This is a genomic window from Pseudoalteromonas rubra, assembly GCF_005887095.1.
Classification (GTDB): Bacteria; Pseudomonadota; Gammaproteobacteria; order Enterobacterales; family Alteromonadaceae; genus Pseudoalteromonas; species Pseudoalteromonas rubra_E.
Genome location: NZ_PNCI01000042.1, coordinates 19,899 through 34,868 on the forward strand (window position 1 = coordinate 19,899; position 14,970 = coordinate 34,868).

Here is a 14,970-nt window from a genome sequence, read left to right on the forward strand (position 1 = left end):
GGCTTAGTTTACTGATGTTGCTTGTGTGGCATGTTCAGGTGCTGGCAGATGACAAAAAACCTGTGCAGCTTGCCGAGGAGCTTGCCGTATTTCAACCCTTTTTGGGCACGTGGCAGGCGGATTTTGCTGTCCCCGCTGGCAAACCGGCCATGCGGGATATCAGTCGCTGGGAGCGTGCGCTCAATGGCACCGCAGTGCGCACTTTGCATTCTATCAATGCCGGTATGTATGGCGGAGAGTCGCTGATTTTCTGGGATAAGAGCAAAAATGCGGTGGTTTTTTACTACTTCACCACAGCTGGATTTTATACCCAGGGCACCATAGAAGTCCTCAGTCCCACCGAGTTTGTCGCTTTTGAGGACGTAACCGGCAATAAAGATGGGATCACTCAGGTGAAATCCACCAGTCGCTTTAAGGACGGTCGCTTTACGGTATCGACCCAGTACCTGAAGCAAGGCAAATGGACAGAGCCGGAGCAGCGCACTTATGTGCGCAGTAATGAAACGGTACAGTTTAAATAACCGGTGCAGCTAACCATAATAACAATAATAAAGAGTTAAACGTGTTCACCTCGCTCAGTATTTCAGGGCTGACTGTATTTCAGCTGATCTTCGCCTGGCAGATGTGTTTTGCCGCGATACTTGTGTGGCAAAATCCACACAGCCGCTGCCTGGTGCTATTTTTTGTCTTTCAGACCTTGCTCAGCCTCGCCAACGTGCTTGAAAGTGCTGGCTTTACGCTGGCTGGATATGTGATTACACCGGCTTTTACTGTGGCCATGGGGCCGGTCTGGTATTTGAGTGTCTGCAATCTGGTTGGCGCATCAGAAGGCGGCTTAAAGTCTGCTCGCCATTTGCTGTTACCCCTGGTGTCACTGGGTCTGACCCACTATGTCCAGCCCCTTATTGCGCTGGGCAGCGTCATGCTGCTGGGCTACCTGGTGGCGTCTTTAAAGCTGCTGCGTCATTATCGCGATACGGTGTATCAGGTCCATGCTGATGCATCTACAATGGATCTGACCTGGCTGACCAGACTGCTCGGCGTGTATGCAGTGCTGAGTGTCACGGATTTTGTACGCATGAACGTGCAGCCCATCACGCCAATGCCCTGGAAAGCCTACTGGTATTTAGCTCATGAAGTGGGCTTCTTTAGTATTTTGTCTGTATTGCTGATTGGGGTAATTAAGCAGCCGCTGTTATTCAATCGCCTGGCCCAGTATCAAACGCTCAGTCAGCGTGATGACACTGCACAGGACACGCAGCTGGCGCAGTCGATATTTGCATCGGTGGATGCGCAGGTTCGGGAGCTGGGACTGTTTTGTCAGCCACGACTGAGTATTCAGCATATTGCAGATCAGCTGTCACTGGGTGTGAAGCAGGTTTCATGGGCCATTAACTCGGTGTCTGGAAATAACTTCTCTAATTATATCAATGAAGTAAGGCTCGAGCAGATTGAAAAGCAATTGGCTGATCCGGCCTATGCCGGGGTGTCGGTGCTCGATATTGCGATGAACAATGGGTTTAATGCCAAGTCGACCTTCAATCAGGCCTTTAAAGCCCGTACGGGCATAACGCCGACACGTTTTCGACATGATGCGCTGAAAAACTAACCAAATCCCCCTTTTATTCGTTCAGGATCCGGATCCCGGACGAATAAAAGTAGTATATTCAATACATTGGTTCTTAACTTAAGAGGAGAACCAAATGTATAAAGCCGTTTTTGGACTACTCGGACTCATTATTTTGAGCTGTCAGCAGTCACATGCAACCCCGTCTCGAGGTACACCCGGGCATCATAACAATGCATATCAAATTATAGTGTTACCTAATCAGGTGCGCGATCCACTGGGCTATTACCACAGCAAAGAGCTGCTGTTCACCCTGGTTGAACGTGAAGACTGGCCTGCGGTGGTCAAACTGGCCACCGAGCTGACCAGAAGCTATCAAAACGATGGGGTTACCTGGTATCTGCTGAGCCTGGGGTACCGTCAGCAACAACAGTGGCGGGCAGCCATTGCCCCCCTAAAACGGGCTTTGCGGTTGGGCGTGCGGTTAAAACGTTTGCCGAAATGGCATGACAACCCCAACGACATGATGGTGACCTTAGCTGAGTTGTATGGTGCGCTCAAAGATAAGCGCAATGCCATGTTGTGGCTGGAGCGGGCACTCGAGGCACGCTGGGACGATAAACCGGCACTGACAGGCCGCAGTCTGTTTAGCCGCAAGCCGAATCCGCACTTTGTCGCGTTTGCACAGGATACCGATTTTCGTCGGCTAGTGGGCGCAGAGCCTGGTGCTGAGTTCGACAGAGATGCACGCTGGCGTCATGATCTGCATTATCTGGCTGAAGAGATCAGGCGTTTACATGTGTCGGCCTTTCACCGCATGAGTGAACCGGACTTTGAGCGCAAGGTCGCGCAGATTGATAAGCACATTCCCGCTTTGAGTGACCAGCAGGTCGTGTTTGAGCTGATGCAGCTGCTCGGCATGCTGGAAAATGGCCACAACTTCATTATTCCGGCCTGGGGGAAGGCGGGCAACACTCAGCAGTTACCCGTGCAGTTTTATCTGTTTGAAGAAGGGCTATTTATTGTGGCGGCCGACTCAGACTATCAACACCTCGTTGGCAAGCAGGTTTTGAAGATAGGCAATACCCCGGCATTACAGGCACTGGAAAAAACCGGGGAGGTTAACCCGCGCGATAATAATATGCAGCAAGCGTGGCTGGGGCCTTACTATTTGAGCCTGACTCAGGTATTGCAGGGGCTTGGGGTGGTTGAAGACGCAAGCAAAGTCACGCTGACGGTCCGTGGAGAGGCCCTGCAAACGCAACAGCTGACGCTGACGCCGCGCGCTATGCAGTTTAATGGCTTTCCAAAGTTGCCACGCCAGCACTCACAGTCAGAGCCTTACTGGTCCAAATTGCTGCCTGAACATAAGGCACTCTATGTGAACTTTAATGCCGTACGTGAGCGCAAGGATGTGTCGCTGGATGCTTTTAATCAGCAGCTGCGTGATACTCTGCTGGCCGGGCAGGCGGAGCACTTTATTTTGGACCTGCGTGATAACAGCGGCGGAAATGGCTTTTTGTTGCCCAGTACCATTGCCACCGCAGTGTTATTTGAGGCTCTGGTACCTAAGGGTAAGCTGATCATCCTGGTTGGGCGCAATACCTTCTCAGCCGGTCACGACCTGCTGGTGAGGATCAGTAAGCTGACCAGCCCTGTACTGGTCGGCGAGCCTTCGGGGACCCGACCTAATGCTATCGGCGAGGCGGGCTGGTTCACCTTGCCCTTCAGTGGCCAGATTGGGGTGATCTCATCCCAGTTTCATCAGCAGGGCGCAGCAGAAGACAGCCGGGTGTGGCTGGCGCCGGACCTGCCGGTTGCCCTGACGGCAAAGGATTACTTTGCTAATAAAGATGCAGTGCTGGATGCGGCGCTGACCTTAGTGTCGGGTAAATCACGCTGATCCTGCTCTGCCAGCTGCACATAAGCATGCGCTAACTTGAGTGCAGCTTCACCGAAGATCCAAAACGGCTTGGTTTTACTGTTAATGTTCACAGCGACACTGAGCTGGTATTTTGGCACGACAATCAGCATGCTCTGAGAACCCCGCGATACGCCGCCATGGTGGTAGTAAGTAAATACGGGCTTATCGTTATGCTGGTACTCATGACGACGCCATCCCAGCGCATAGTTTTGCGGGTTGACCTCGCCATGATTGAGTCGCTGTGGTGTCCAGACTTGCTCGCGTACATCAGCATGCAAATAACGGGTATCCAGATAACCGCTACCGAGTCGAACCAGATCACTGGGTGTGCTGACAAGACCACCCCCAGCCAGACGATGGCTGAGGTTCACTGGGCGCCAGGGAATATACTGAGCGTCCTGCCCCCGACGATTGAAATAAAAGGTGACCAGCTTATTGCCCTGTGACTCTGCGCCACTTTGGTTCATGTCCAGCGGCGTCAGCACATGCTGCTGGAGCAAATCGAGATAGGGGCGCTGAGCATGCTGCACCAGGACCGCACTCAGCAGCACAGTACCATAGCTGGAGTAATAAAATGCGTCGCCCGGCTTGGCGCGCAGTGGCCCCTCATCAAACTGCGCAACGGCATCCTGCACCCGCTCAAACTGAGTATTCAGGCTGAGCGAATGATACAGCCCGATCAAGTCCTGATTGCCTTTATAGTGGGGCAAACCGGCGCTGTGCGATGCCAGCTGGCGAGGGGTAATATCCCGCCATGCTGGATTGGGCAGTGGTATCAGGCTGTCTTTCAGCGGTGTATCCAAATTAAAGTTTTGTTCCTGCATGAGTTTTGCCATCAGTGTGGCGGTCACGGCTTTGGAAGTACTGCCAATGCGAAACTGATGCTCGGGTGTGAGCGCGGTTTTGGTTTTGATGTCGGCATAGCCGAGCGTGCCCTGCCATACGATTTCGCCGTGATGTGCAATGGCTGCGGAAATACCGGGCGCCTTGCTGGTGGCTCTGGTGGTATGGAGAATGTCACTGGCCCGGGCGTTGAATGCATTGAGCACTGGCGAATGACGCGACTGGTGTGGCAACGGGCCCCCGGGGAGCGGATCTGCGCTGGCCAGTACCGGCACTTTTTCCAGGTTGAAGGCATAAAACTGATAGACGGGCCAGCCAAAATAGACCAGCGCGGTGATGAGCAGTAAGATCAGCAGACTGAGCAGGTGTTTCATTGTCGATCCTTAATTTTCGATAAACTAACTTAACTATCTGAGAATTAAGCTTTTAAATCTTGTCTAAAGTGAAAAATGCTCGCCGATTCTGAAAAAGAAGCTAAATCAGTGGCTAAATAGGAGGGTCCGTTCAGGCCATGTGTGCGGCAAAACCCCTGTTTTGCAGCGGGTTAATCTTGTCTGAAGCTGGTATGGCGCAATATTCCTGAGTATGCCTGGATGCAGTTTATCGGTATCGTGCTGTTTGTCGCAGGTTTACTGGCCCTGTTACTTGAGCGTCGCTACGCCCGGGCTCACTAGGCTGGTCATCCTGTACTGTTCTGGCGGGAAAATACGTGCGTGGCGCGATATACTCAGCATATCTGCAGCAGGAGTGAGTTATGGCAAAGCGCTTATTTTTTGGCATTGGGCTGAATGAACACTGCCAGGCACATATTGATGCCTGGTTACGCACTGAGGTTCGTGCCCGCAAAGCACCGACTAAAATGGAGAACTGGCACCTGACGCTGGCTTTTCTTGGTCAGGTGACTGAGTCGCAGGAGGCGGACATGGTGGCGTTTGCCCGCCAGCTTCAGGTACCCGCCTTTACGCTGAGCTTTGCACACACCGGTTATTGGTCGGGTAACGGGATTTTCTTTTTACGTCCAGAGCCTGTACCACCGGAGTTAAGTGCACTAGCAGAGCCATTACGTGACATGGGGGCCGCACAGGGGTTGCATTGTGATCGGTTACCTTTCGCCCCTCATATCACCTTGCTGAGAGGGCACAAAGGCGAACCTGAGGTACGCTCATCCATTATGCCGTTTACCCTTGCGGTCACGCAGTTTCACCTCTACCACTCTTACCGATGCGACAGCCGTGGGCTTATTTATGAACCCGTGCAATCTTTTGATCTAGTCTGAACACCACTCAGGTGTTGCTTGCGGTAATCACCGGGCGTGAGGGAGTAAGCGCGTTTAAAGGCGCGGTTAAACGGACCGATAGAGTTAAACCCGGCATCGTAAGCGATGCTCAGAATGGCGGTGCGCGCATGCGCCAGGTCGCGCAATTGTTCGGCGGCATACGCCAGTCGATACTGATTGATGAAATGTGAGAAGTTTTTGCAGCCGAGCTGCTGGTTGATCAGGGCGCGCAGCTGATGAGCCGGTATGTCAAGGTGCTCGGCCAGCTTGCCAATGGTGAGTTCGGGCTCACGATAAATCCCCTGTGCCAGCAGGGTTTGCAAAGCCTCATAAGTGGCTAGCCAGTGGGCAGGCACCGGCAGTGTTTGTTGGCTGGCCGGACTGGGGTTGTCGTTGTGTCTTACGCCAGGTCGTGACACTCCGGTGAGCAGTAACAACAGGCAAAAAACAACCCCCGCATTGGCCAGCAGATAAACGGGATCCCGCCGAATGAGGCTGGTACTGAGTTCAAACCCGACCAGCACCAGGCAGTGTAGCAGGGCAAATGTGGCCAGGAGCAGTCGCAGCCGACGTCGGCTATGCACCAGATCATCATTAAAATTCGCCAGGCAATAATACAAGGCGGCACACATAGCCAACGCCGAAAATACATGCATCAGTGTATGCCAGTGCGTATTGCTTCCGTAGATCAAAAATATACAGCTACTGACCAGTACGGCGCACCCCAGTAGCCAGCGCCCCCAATGAAGCGTCAGCCAGCGCGGAACACGCAACTTGATCAGATACCAGGCACAGGCACACAACACCAGCGGCAGCAGCTCTGTACCTGCCAGAAACAGGTTACGTAATGGGTTAAAGCGCCACTCAGGCAAAGGCTGGGTGAGGAGCAGAAAAAACGCCAGGCTGGTGGCCAGGGAAACGCTCAGCAGGCGCTCAAAGTGAGTCAGGCGGGACCAGTTAAACAGCACCAGCGCAATGAGTAAGCCGAGGGCACTAAAGCGAAACAACAGATCCGCGAGCGTTACTAGCGCCATAATTTACGCCACAGCCGCCTGAGCAGCCGGGCTACCAGGCTGTCATTTTTTGACGCTTGCATAAATAGCTGCCGGGTGGCCTGATTGCGGGCTTTGCTGACATGTTTGCGGGCGCATTCGTTTGCCGCCTGTTGCCAGTCTTCGCGTTTCAGGGCAGCTAAGAGCTTGGGCCAGCGACTACTCAAATTGGTGGTGCCCAGGTTGTAGGCCAGGTCTAACAGCGCAAGCCGGGCGTTCTCTGGTAGCTGGTGGTACGCCCGGGTGTAACCATTGGCAGGGCAGATCAGACGGGCCAGCTCTTGCTCAAAGGCCCGTATCTGCTCCTCAAGCAGGCGCATACTTTCGCTGTGGGGTAAGTGTAAGGTGCAGTGCTGTTCATACCAGCGAGCTGTTTTCCCGGCTGGCAGTCGTTTTAATGTCCTGTACTCTTGCTGTTTTTGTGCCCGACTGGCGGGCTTGTTGGTGCGCTTGTCGCGCAGGCTCAGGCGGGTAAAGGCATCCTGACTGGCGACATGAAAGCCCACGCCTATGGTGGGATTGCCCCGGGTATCCAGATACAAGTGATCGATTACGCCCTCAAAATGGCAAATATGCCGGACGGCGGGCGATGATGTGCGATGTTTTGATAAAAGGCGTTTCAGCAAATCCGCTAATGCTCCTTTGTGGTTGTATCATCTTGTTGCGCCAGGGTCAGTTTGCCCTGGGTGCAATCTTCTACGGGTGACACATGCGACTCGACGGAAGAAATATAACATTGTTTGAGCAGCGAGCAATAACAGGTAAAGACCTCTACCTGCTCCGATATATCATCAATTTTATCCCATAAGCGATTGTTAAAATTGCTTTTTTGCATGGTGAAAAGGGGGAGCGTGGCGCCGTCGGCAAGTAATGAGTGTTCGGCCCGGCTGGTAATATACCAGCCAAACTTGGCCAGCACGTTGACCTCGTTGTCGTCCTGCTGCGCAGTATCAAGGGCTTCGCGATACGCGCTGATGTTACAGCAGGCATCGAACAGGGCTGTGAGCGAGTCATAGGTCTGGCCGCGGTAGTGGTATTGCACCCACTCAATCAGGGCGGGGCCGGTGCCCGAGTTCAGAATGCCAATGGTGATCCTGGGCCTTTCTGCCTCAAGGTCAAAGTTACTGTAGCTAAATTGCAGCCAGGGCCAGGTTTCGGCCTCAAGCTGGCGCTCTGCCGCGGCAACTTGCTCCTGTGCGGCTTTGGCCTGCATGTATGTGGCATAGAATGAGGCTGCCGAGATCAGCATAGCGCATAAAGCCAGCACTGTGTTCATCTTGGAGCGCGATAGCTTCAGCTGTATAGGCCGGAACAGTCGCTTTGGTTTGACGTGAGGGGCAGGCTCGGACCTGCCAACGTCATGCCCGGGCGGGTGATCCTGACTGTCATCGGTATCGGGTAAAGTGGTTTCCTGTTGTGTCATACGGCAAGTCCTGTTGGTATTGTTTTATGGGGCCGTGAGATGAATGGCGAGGGTTTCACCCAGCCTGAGCTGATTGTTGTCACGCTGGTTCCAGCGTTTTAAATCTTTGACTGAGACACCAAACTGTCGGGCGATGCGCCACAAGCTGTCACCGCGTTTCACCACGTAGTCGAGCTTTTCTGAGCGCGATGGCAACAACAATGTCTGACCAATTCGGATCAGGTTATTGCTCAGCTGATTGAACTGACGCAGCTCGCTGACCGTGATGTCGTGTTGCTGGGCGATCCGGCTCAGGCTGTCACCTCGGCGCACCACCACTTGCTGCCAGCGAGTATCCGGCAGTGCCTGAAACTCTGCCGCTACCAGTTGCCATTCCTGCTCCCGATCTCGGGGAACCAGTAGGTGGCCCGGGCCGCTGAGTAACACCGGAAAGCGACGAAAGCCCGGGTTCAGAACCGCCAGTTCAGCCCAGTTATGCTCATTGGGCAGGATCACGGCTTTGTCCATCGCCAGCTGGGTAAAGGCGGGCTGGTTAGCTATGGCTGGAAAGTGCATGCGCTGCTGTTTTAGTAACGCTGCGGCAGCCAGCAGTTTGGGCACATAGTGTTGGGTTTGCCTGGGCAGCTTTAGTGAGAAAAAGTCCGTTGATTTTCCCGCTTTGCGATTATTCGCAATGGCCGTGGCGACACGGCCTTCGCCGGTATTATAAGCCGCAATGGCGTGATACCAGTCGCCGTCGAAGCGTTGATGTAAATAGGTTAAAAAATCGAGCGCAGCCCCGGTGGATTGGATCAAGTCCTGGCGTCCGTCAAACCAGGGGTTGATAGTGACACCATAATGTTTTGCTATCAAAGGCGTCAGCTGCCACAAGCCCGATGCATGCTTTTGCGAATAAGCCTGCGCGTTGAAGTCACTTTCTATAAGCGGCATCAGCGCCAGTTCTATGGGCAGACCACGACGTTCCACTTCCGTTACCAGATAATACAAGTAAGGCTCGGCCCTGGCACTGATGGTGTGCATATAATTTGGGTGCTGCAGATACCAGTTCACACGTTTCAGCACTCGGGGGTGTGTTGAGCTAGCAAAGCTGAGCTGCATGCGAATACGTTGCCAGACGTCATCGCTGGTATGCGGCGTGGGCAGCGCGGGCAAAGGCTGATCTGCGACAGGGGCGTACTGGGGCTGACTATGCTGATTGGTCACACCTTCATCTGCTGATGTACTGTCCGGGGGCGTGGTGTTACACCCGGTGAGCAATAACAGGGTCATCAGCAAAGGTAATATTCTGGCTGGCATCTGGTTTTCGGCGTTATGCTTGTTTGTTTTGATTGTATATAAGTTGGGGAATTTTGCCACTCTTGTCGGACAGGGTTGATCGTTTGCTCCAATCTGTACGTAAATTGAGCTAAACTTGCAATGTTAAGCAGGGCACTGCGCTGTGCTTACTGAGTACCGTCAGGGGGCTTTTATGTTACGTTCCGAACTGAAAAACGAGCTTGATCAGGACCATATGGATGCAGTTATCCTGAGCTATGCGGATTCAAACCATTATCTCGCCGGTGGGCTGGACCCATTAGGTAATTATCATTTACTGACCGACCGCCAGGGTAAAACCCTGACCTATAATTCATTGCGCGAAGCCGAGCTGGTATTGGCGGAGCTGGGCGCGACACAAGCGACCTTCGATATGGAAACAGCCTACGACGAGATGATAGGCAATGTCAGCGACGGACACTGCCGATTTGTGATGCCGCTGAATAAAGCATCCCTTTAAATGAATGCCTTGCCGATAGCGCAAGGCATTCAAAGTAACAGCATTTAATGAAAGGTTTCGTGACTGAAGCGCAAGTGCTTGGCATTTTCCATCAGCTGACGAAAATCTTCCTGGGCCAGCTGCAGTAAATGGCGATGGTCGCCCGACTCGATATAGACATGCGGCTGGTTGAGCAGCAAATCGTCAAACACTGTATCCAGGTGATATGCGTTTGCGATGGGTGGCACAGCGCCCGGGCTGCAATCTGAAAACAATCGGTACACCTTACTTTCTTTCATCAGATGAAAGCGCCGTTTAAGAGCGTCGTTCAGGCTGCTCAAGCTGATTTTGTAATTAGCGGGCAGCACCGCCATCAGGCGTTTACTCTCATGGTCTTCCAGCATTACCGCTTTTGCCAGTTGCGGCAATGGGATCTGGCTGAGATAAGCTGACGCAAATGAAGACTGACTTTCGACGTGCTCGATAACGCGGTACGGAATGAGGTGTGTGTCTAAGTAGGCACTGATACGATGAGTCATGGGACCTCCCCGTGTTTACTTACTGTGATCGTTAAGTATAGACGAGCAGGCCCAAATAGGCAGGAAATATCGGCTTATAACTGCTCGGGGACGCTGAGATGCATATGACCGCGCGCATAATCCAGTGTCACCAGAAAGTGTTTAAGCACATCATAGCCGACAATCCCTCTGACTTTTTTGCCTTTAATACGGCTGGATGTGTGTTCATATTGCTCAAGATGCAGGATCCTTTGTCCCTCCTCTGGATAGATAAGCTCTACATCCGATAATACAAACGGACCGAACGTAAATTCTTCTAATCTTGTGATGCGCATTGTGCTTTGTGAGTTGACACCCCGCGAGGTAATTTGGTCATCATTGGGGGCTATTAAATCCAGTCCCTCAGCAAGACGGCGGCCAATGACTACGCCGCTGGTACTGCCGGTATCGAGCAACAGCCAGACCTTTTTTCCTGCTATTTCTGTTTGTACTATGGGTAGCCCGGAGCCTTTGTGCGTTTGGGTTCTGATGTTTTCATGTTTTGCCACGTCAATAACATCGCGGGTTACCATGCGCATGCGACTATTTGGGTAATCAATCTGAATCACAAACTGATTGAAAAAACCGGAGCCAATCAGCAGACTGTCCTGTGAATTACCCATGTTAAACTCGGCTAATCCACTTAGTTTGGTTTGGATACCAAACAGGTTTACATCAACATTGCTATATAGCTTACGACGCTCAGTTTCATGCACCCCCTGGATCTTTATATTGCCATGATGTGCGAGGTCGAGTTTATGGAAGTCGATAAAATTCCGATTAATGGCATTACCTTGCGCACCGGTATCGAGTATTGCTGTGCTCTCTATGCCAGCCACCGTGACAGGGACTTTAATGTGTCCGTTTTCCAACTCAAATGAGATCCATGGCGTAATGCTGGCATGGGCCATACTGGAGACTAAAATGGTAAGAAAAAAGCCGATGAGCCTTATCATGTTAAGAGGGTCCTTGTATTTCTTTATGCATAATAGGCACATTATCGCTGAACTTTCTCTCAACTGATAGTGTGCCGCCCAAACTACAGGCGACCACTGAACGTCAGGCTTAATTGCGGCTGGATATTTTCATCCAGCACTTCTTTACTTGCCAGTGGCTGGCTGCGGTCCGGCGCGTAAAGTGCTCTGACATATTGATATTTGGCTTTGTTCAGCGTGTTCATCTCGGCCCGGATTGACAACCCCTGTCCAATCTGGGTCTGCACAAATGCACTGAGCTCAGTACTGGCGCGCTCTGTAAAGACTTCATCATGGAAGTATTCTCGCAGACGGGTAGGCAAAAACGCCTCAAAGCCCCAGGATAACCGGGTTTGATCGCGACGGAACCCGATGATCAACTCGTGCGGGGTCAGATCTGTAATGGGTCGGGTGCCATCCAATGGATCTTCATAACGCGCATCGCGCCAGGCATAACTCAGCTCAACACGGCTGTCACTGAGTACAAAGTGGGTATCAATACTCCACTCGGTATCCAGGCCAAAATAACGGGCGCGCCCTGCGTTGACAATGGCGCCGTTGCCATTACTTTGCACCTGATATTCTTGAATGTCCTGCTGCCACTGATAAAGCGGACTCAGGGTAAACTCAAACCAGTCGGCCCGGGCATATTGCCAGGTGAGCATCAGCTCAGTGTATTGCATGGGTTTTAACTGTGTGCTGCCATTTTGTGTGCGCGAAAAGCCGCTGCTCTGGGAGCTTTGAAACAGCCCAAAGTCCAGCTGTTCAACCTGGTGCAGGGCGCTGAAAGTCAGTTGTGAGTCTGCACTCAGGTCATAGCCCAGTTTGAGCTGGGGCTTTAACAGGCGATGCTGCTGTGATTGCGCGCCGTTGTGGCCGGATTTCAGGGTGGCCTGCTCCAGCGCCAGCTTACCCGACAGCTGCCACTGTGGCGCCACTTGCCAGCTGGCGGCCAGAAATGGCTCAAAGCGTGTTTCAGTGACCTTGCTGTTTTCGGTTTCGCCTTCACTCCAGGTGTCAGCACTGACTGCGTTGTAGCTTCCTTCTATCCCGACACTTGGCTGCAAATCATGTGACGGATTGCTATAGGCCAGCCTGAGCACCTGCTCACGAGCACGTTCGCGTTGCTCAAAGGTAGCTTGTGCTGGCGTTTGGCCGGCCCACTCTTGTATAGACAAGTCTGACTGCTCGCGTCTGGCAAGGCCTGTCAGTTGCATTTGCCAGCCTGTGGCAGTCTGTCTTTGCCAGTCAACGCCCAGTTCATACTCATCTACCTGTTCTATGTCGCTGGTGCCATTGACAGACGCGGGCAGAGCAGGCGTCCAGCGGTAACGGGTCAGCCAGTCGGTTTGCTGTGCCGATGCATTGAGTTGCAGGGTGCCATTGTGCAGCTGGGTTCTGCTGATCAGCGCCAGCTGCACGCCTTGCTCACGCTCAGCAAAATGCTCTCGTTCGGAATTGGCAACCTGATCTGATTGTACATCGGTGTATTGCATCAGTTCGCCTGATGAGTAAGCATGGTTGTTTACCCACTTTACGCTGGCGCTATGATGCCAGTCAGCATGGCTGGTTTGCATACTCATCATGGCTTCACTTAGTTCATGGTCGCTGTGCTGAGAGTGCAGCTCGGCACGCCAGTCTATGGCCGTGTCCTGATCTTTGATGAGGATGTTAACGACCTGAGTGTATTCACTTAACTGGCTGAACGGATGCTGGCCGGTATATAACTCCAGCCCTGCAATTTGGCTCATCGGCAGTTGGCGCAGCAGGGTTTCAATTGAGTCAGATTTGGACAACGGGACCACGCCGTCGATCAGTACATTGCTGCTGGCACCACTGAGGCCGCGCTCGTTACTGCCTTCGGTGAGCACAAAGGTGGGCAGCTGATTAAGCAGATCCAGTGCATGCTGGGCACTGAACTGGGCAAGGGCCGCTTCGTTAAACACGCTATCGGCCTGATCCTGCGCATATATCGGCGCGACGACAGCGCAGTACAGCGATGAGGCCAGTAAAGCAGGTTTAAATCGGTTCATACAACACTCCTTGAAAAGTTGTCCTATGATATGAGTTTCAAATCAAGAGAAACAAAAGCTTAGGGGCAAGTTGTGGCTGACTGGGACGAATGAACCAGGGGAGTTTATTGGCCCCGGTGGAGGTGGGACGAACAGACTGGCGCGAATTTAGACACTTTGCGCCAGTTGGGTTTTCACTTCCTGTTTATAGCCTTTACTCAGGGCAATCTGAGCACCACTTTTCAGCAGAATAATGGCACTGCCAGAAGGTTTATTCTGGATCCTGTCAATGGCATACAAATTGACCACATGAGAACGATGAGTGCGGATAAACTGAGGCGGTAGCTGAGCCATCAGTTCTTTTAAGGTTCCACGCTTAAGGTATTGCCGGGTACCTGTATGGATCTCCATATAATTGCTGGCGGCCGTAACATGGGTAATGTCATCAAAGGGCACCGGGGCTTTGTCTTTTCCCTGATCTGCCCAAAGCACCGGATGTTCCTGATCTGGCTGGGCAATGACGCGCAACTGGGTATGCCATAAAATGGTGATCACAAACAGTACCAGCAGGTGTGCCGGCGCAAAATAATACAAGGTATAAGCAATGGGGTCGTCCAGTGCCACCAGATCGAACAGCGCCTGTAACAACATGGCACTGCAATAGGCACCACTCATGAGCAGGAGGTAATGGGTCACATTCACCTTAGGAGCGGGTTCAAGCCGGGAAAGAGCACGAAAAACTATTGGAGACAGTAAATACCACAGGCCCCATTCCTGCCCCGCCCACCAGAGTGGATTGTTAAGGCGCTCTTTTTCGGGCACTGACCAGTCGTGCAATAAGTCTATGAGGGTCAGAAAGGCAATCACCAGCGTCCACCCGCACAACGACAGTAACCATTCTTGTCTGATCCGAGCCGACACGATATTTTCCCATATTTGATACACCGGCGTAGTTTAGCATTCTGCTAACGGATGTGAAGCCAAACAACGCCGTTATCACTCAAGCGTCATAAACATACACCCTGATATCCTACCTCCACCACCTGCTTCCTACCTCCATCACAAGGTTGCTTTCTTCCGTAATCACGCCTTCTCCTTCTTCATTTTGCCTCCCTCTTTCGTTATCCCGGCTTCTCACGTCACCCAGCTTCTCCTTCCGTCACCCAGCTTCTCCTTCCGTCACCCAGCTTCTCACCTCTGTAATCCCGGCTCTTTCCTCCGTCATCCCGGCTCTTTCCTCCGTCGTCCTGGCCCCCGAGCCGGGAACCACAAAAGCACCGTCAGGTGCCAAAAAAACAGCTACGAAGTGAAGGCGAGTAGATCCCGCATCAAGTGCGGGATGACGAGTGGAGGGTACCCGTTTATGCCTATTCTCCCTCCGTCATCCAGCTTCTCCCTCCGTCATCCCGGCCCCCGAGCCGGGAACCATAATAGTGCCGTCAGGTACCAAAAACGGCCACGAAGCCGAAGGCGAGCAGCTCCCGTCACCCGACCTTTTTGCTGATATCCAGCCTGTTTCCTCCACTATCCCCGTCTTTAACATCCCAGCTAAAAAAGGACACTTCCACAAGAAAAAACTTATGTTCAAA

Annotated in this window: 14 protein-coding genes; 5 read left to right on the forward strand and 9 right to left on the reverse strand. The window is 52.5% G+C overall.

Annotation, left to right across the window (positions count from 1 at the left end; all coding sequences use genetic code 11):
- Positions 1-14: 14 nt before the first annotated feature.
- The 3 genes from CWB99_RS17405 (at position 15) to CWB99_RS17415 (ending at position 3,470) form a co-directional block, all read left to right on the forward strand.
- A complete protein-coding gene (locus tag CWB99_RS17405) occupies positions 15-521 on the forward strand; it encodes a hypothetical protein (RefSeq protein ID WP_138552329.1) in 507 nt (168 codons plus the stop codon).
- 41 nt (positions 522-562) lie between these two features.
- On the forward strand, positions 563-1,609 hold the full coding sequence (locus CWB99_RS17410; protein WP_138552226.1) for a helix-turn-helix domain-containing protein: 1,047 nt from the start codon (positions 563-565) through the stop codon (positions 1,607-1,609).
- Between the two features lie 94 nt (positions 1,610-1,703).
- Complete coding sequence (locus CWB99_RS17415) at positions 1,704-3,470, forward strand: hypothetical protein (RefSeq protein WP_138552227.1); 1,767 nt, start codon at positions 1,704-1,706, stop codon at positions 3,468-3,470.
- Here the strand turns inward: CWB99_RS17415 and CWB99_RS17420 are convergent.
- Positions 3,404-4,708, reverse strand: coding sequence for a serine hydrolase domain-containing protein (locus CWB99_RS17420; RefSeq protein WP_138552228.1), 1,305 nt, complete (start codon positions 4,706-4,708; stop codon positions 3,404-3,406). The genes CWB99_RS17415 and CWB99_RS17420 overlap by 67 nt on opposite strands.
- A 380-nt stretch (positions 4,709-5,088) precedes the next feature.
- Between CWB99_RS17420 and thpR the strand changes: the two genes are divergently transcribed.
- The gene (gene thpR, locus CWB99_RS17425) at positions 5,089-5,610 is read left to right on the forward strand and encodes an RNA 2',3'-cyclic phosphodiesterase (RefSeq protein ID WP_138552229.1); all 522 of its coding nucleotides are present in this window, start codon (positions 5,089-5,091) and stop codon (positions 5,608-5,610) included.
- Here thpR and CWB99_RS17430 read toward each other — a convergent pair.
- The 4 genes from CWB99_RS17430 to CWB99_RS17445 are packed head-to-tail and all read right to left on the reverse strand — an operon-like array spanning position 5,577 to position 9,381.
- Positions 5,577-6,644, reverse strand: a complete 1,068-nt coding sequence (locus tag CWB99_RS17430; RefSeq protein WP_138552230.1) for a helix-turn-helix domain-containing protein — start codon at positions 6,642-6,644, stop codon at positions 5,577-5,579. The two genes, thpR and CWB99_RS17430, sit on opposite strands and share 34 nt — an antisense overlap.
- Positions 6,635-7,288: a glycoside hydrolase family protein gene (locus CWB99_RS17435; protein WP_138552231.1), complete on the reverse strand. Its 654-nt coding sequence runs from the start codon at positions 7,286-7,288 to the stop codon at positions 6,635-6,637. Before CWB99_RS17435 ends, CWB99_RS17430 begins: the two co-directional genes overlap by 10 nt.
- A gap of 5 nt (positions 7,289-7,293) precedes the next feature.
- On the reverse strand, positions 7,294-8,085 hold the full coding sequence (locus tag CWB99_RS17440; protein ID WP_212748527.1) for a hypothetical protein: 792 nt from the start codon (positions 8,083-8,085) through the stop codon (positions 7,294-7,296).
- 24 nt (positions 8,086-8,109) lie between these two features.
- Complete coding sequence (locus CWB99_RS17445) at positions 8,110-9,381, reverse strand: LysM peptidoglycan-binding domain-containing protein (protein WP_138552232.1); 1,272 nt, start codon at positions 9,379-9,381, stop codon at positions 8,110-8,112.
- A 172-nt stretch (positions 9,382-9,553) separates the two neighbouring features.
- On the opposite strand from CWB99_RS17445, the gene CWB99_RS17450 reads away from it, so the two are divergent.
- Positions 9,554-9,859 (forward strand): DUF6482 family protein, encoded by a 306-nt coding sequence (locus tag CWB99_RS17450; RefSeq protein WP_138552233.1) that lies wholly within the window; start codon positions 9,554-9,556, stop codon positions 9,857-9,859.
- 44 nt (positions 9,860-9,903) lie between these two features.
- Here the strand turns inward: CWB99_RS17450 and CWB99_RS17455 are convergent, their stop codons facing one another.
- The 4 genes from CWB99_RS17455 to CWB99_RS17470 form a co-directional block, all read right to left on the reverse strand.
- Positions 9,904-10,377, reverse strand: a complete 474-nt coding sequence (locus CWB99_RS17455) for an aminoacyl-tRNA deacylase (protein WP_138552234.1) — start codon at positions 10,375-10,377, stop codon at positions 9,904-9,906.
- Between the two features lie 74 nt (positions 10,378-10,451).
- Complete coding sequence (locus tag CWB99_RS17460) at positions 10,452-11,351, reverse strand: pepsin/retropepsin-like aspartic protease family protein (protein ID WP_249331974.1); 900 nt, start codon at positions 11,349-11,351, stop codon at positions 10,452-10,454.
- An 83-nt stretch (positions 11,352-11,434) separates the two neighbouring features.
- Positions 11,435-13,402: a TonB-dependent receptor gene (locus CWB99_RS17465; RefSeq protein ID WP_138552235.1), complete on the reverse strand. Its 1,968-nt coding sequence runs from the start codon at positions 13,400-13,402 to the stop codon at positions 11,435-11,437.
- 147 nt (positions 13,403-13,549) lie between these two features.
- Complete coding sequence (locus CWB99_RS17470; protein ID WP_138552236.1) at positions 13,550-14,302, reverse strand: LytTR family DNA-binding domain-containing protein; 753 nt, start codon at positions 14,300-14,302, stop codon at positions 13,550-13,552.
- Positions 14,303-14,970: the final 668 nt, after the last annotated feature.

What these genes read in the sequence shown, in the direction of transcription:
- thpR (WP_138552229.1), top strand. Translation starts at nt 5,089, where the DNA reads ATGGCAAAGCGCTTATTTTTTGGCATTGGGCTGAATGAACACTGCCAG.
- CWB99_RS17430 (WP_138552230.1), bottom strand. Translation starts at nt 6,644, where the DNA reads ATGGCGCTAGTAACGCTCGCGGATCTGTTGTTTCGCTTTAGTGCCCTC.
- CWB99_RS17420 (WP_138552228.1), bottom strand. Translation starts at nt 4,708, where the DNA reads ATGAAACACCTGCTCAGTCTGCTGATCTTACTGCTCATCACCGCGCTG.
- CWB99_RS17415 (WP_138552227.1), top strand. Translation starts at nt 1,704, where the DNA reads ATGTATAAAGCCGTTTTTGGACTACTCGGACTCATTATTTTGAGCTGT.
- CWB99_RS17465 (WP_138552235.1), bottom strand. Translation starts at nt 13,402, where the DNA reads ATGAACCGATTTAAACCTGCTTTACTGGCCTCATCGCTGTACTGCGCT.
- CWB99_RS17440 (WP_212748527.1), bottom strand. Translation starts at nt 8,085, where the DNA reads ATGACACAACAGGAAACCACTTTACCCGATACCGATGACAGTCAGGAT.
- CWB99_RS17460 (WP_249331974.1), bottom strand. Translation starts at nt 11,351, where the DNA reads ATGATAAGGCTCATCGGCTTTTTTCTTACCATTTTAGTCTCCAGTATG.
- CWB99_RS17405 (WP_138552329.1), top strand. Translation starts at nt 15, where the DNA reads ATGTTGCTTGTGTGGCATGTTCAGGTGCTGGCAGATGACAAAAAACCT.
- CWB99_RS17450 (WP_138552233.1), top strand. Translation starts at nt 9,554, where the DNA reads ATGTTACGTTCCGAACTGAAAAACGAGCTTGATCAGGACCATATGGAT.
- CWB99_RS17445 (WP_138552232.1), bottom strand. Translation starts at nt 9,381, where the DNA reads ATGCCAGCCAGAATATTACCTTTGCTGATGACCCTGTTATTGCTCACC.
- CWB99_RS17455 (WP_138552234.1), bottom strand. Translation starts at nt 10,377, where the DNA reads ATGACTCATCGTATCAGTGCCTACTTAGACACACACCTCATTCCGTAC.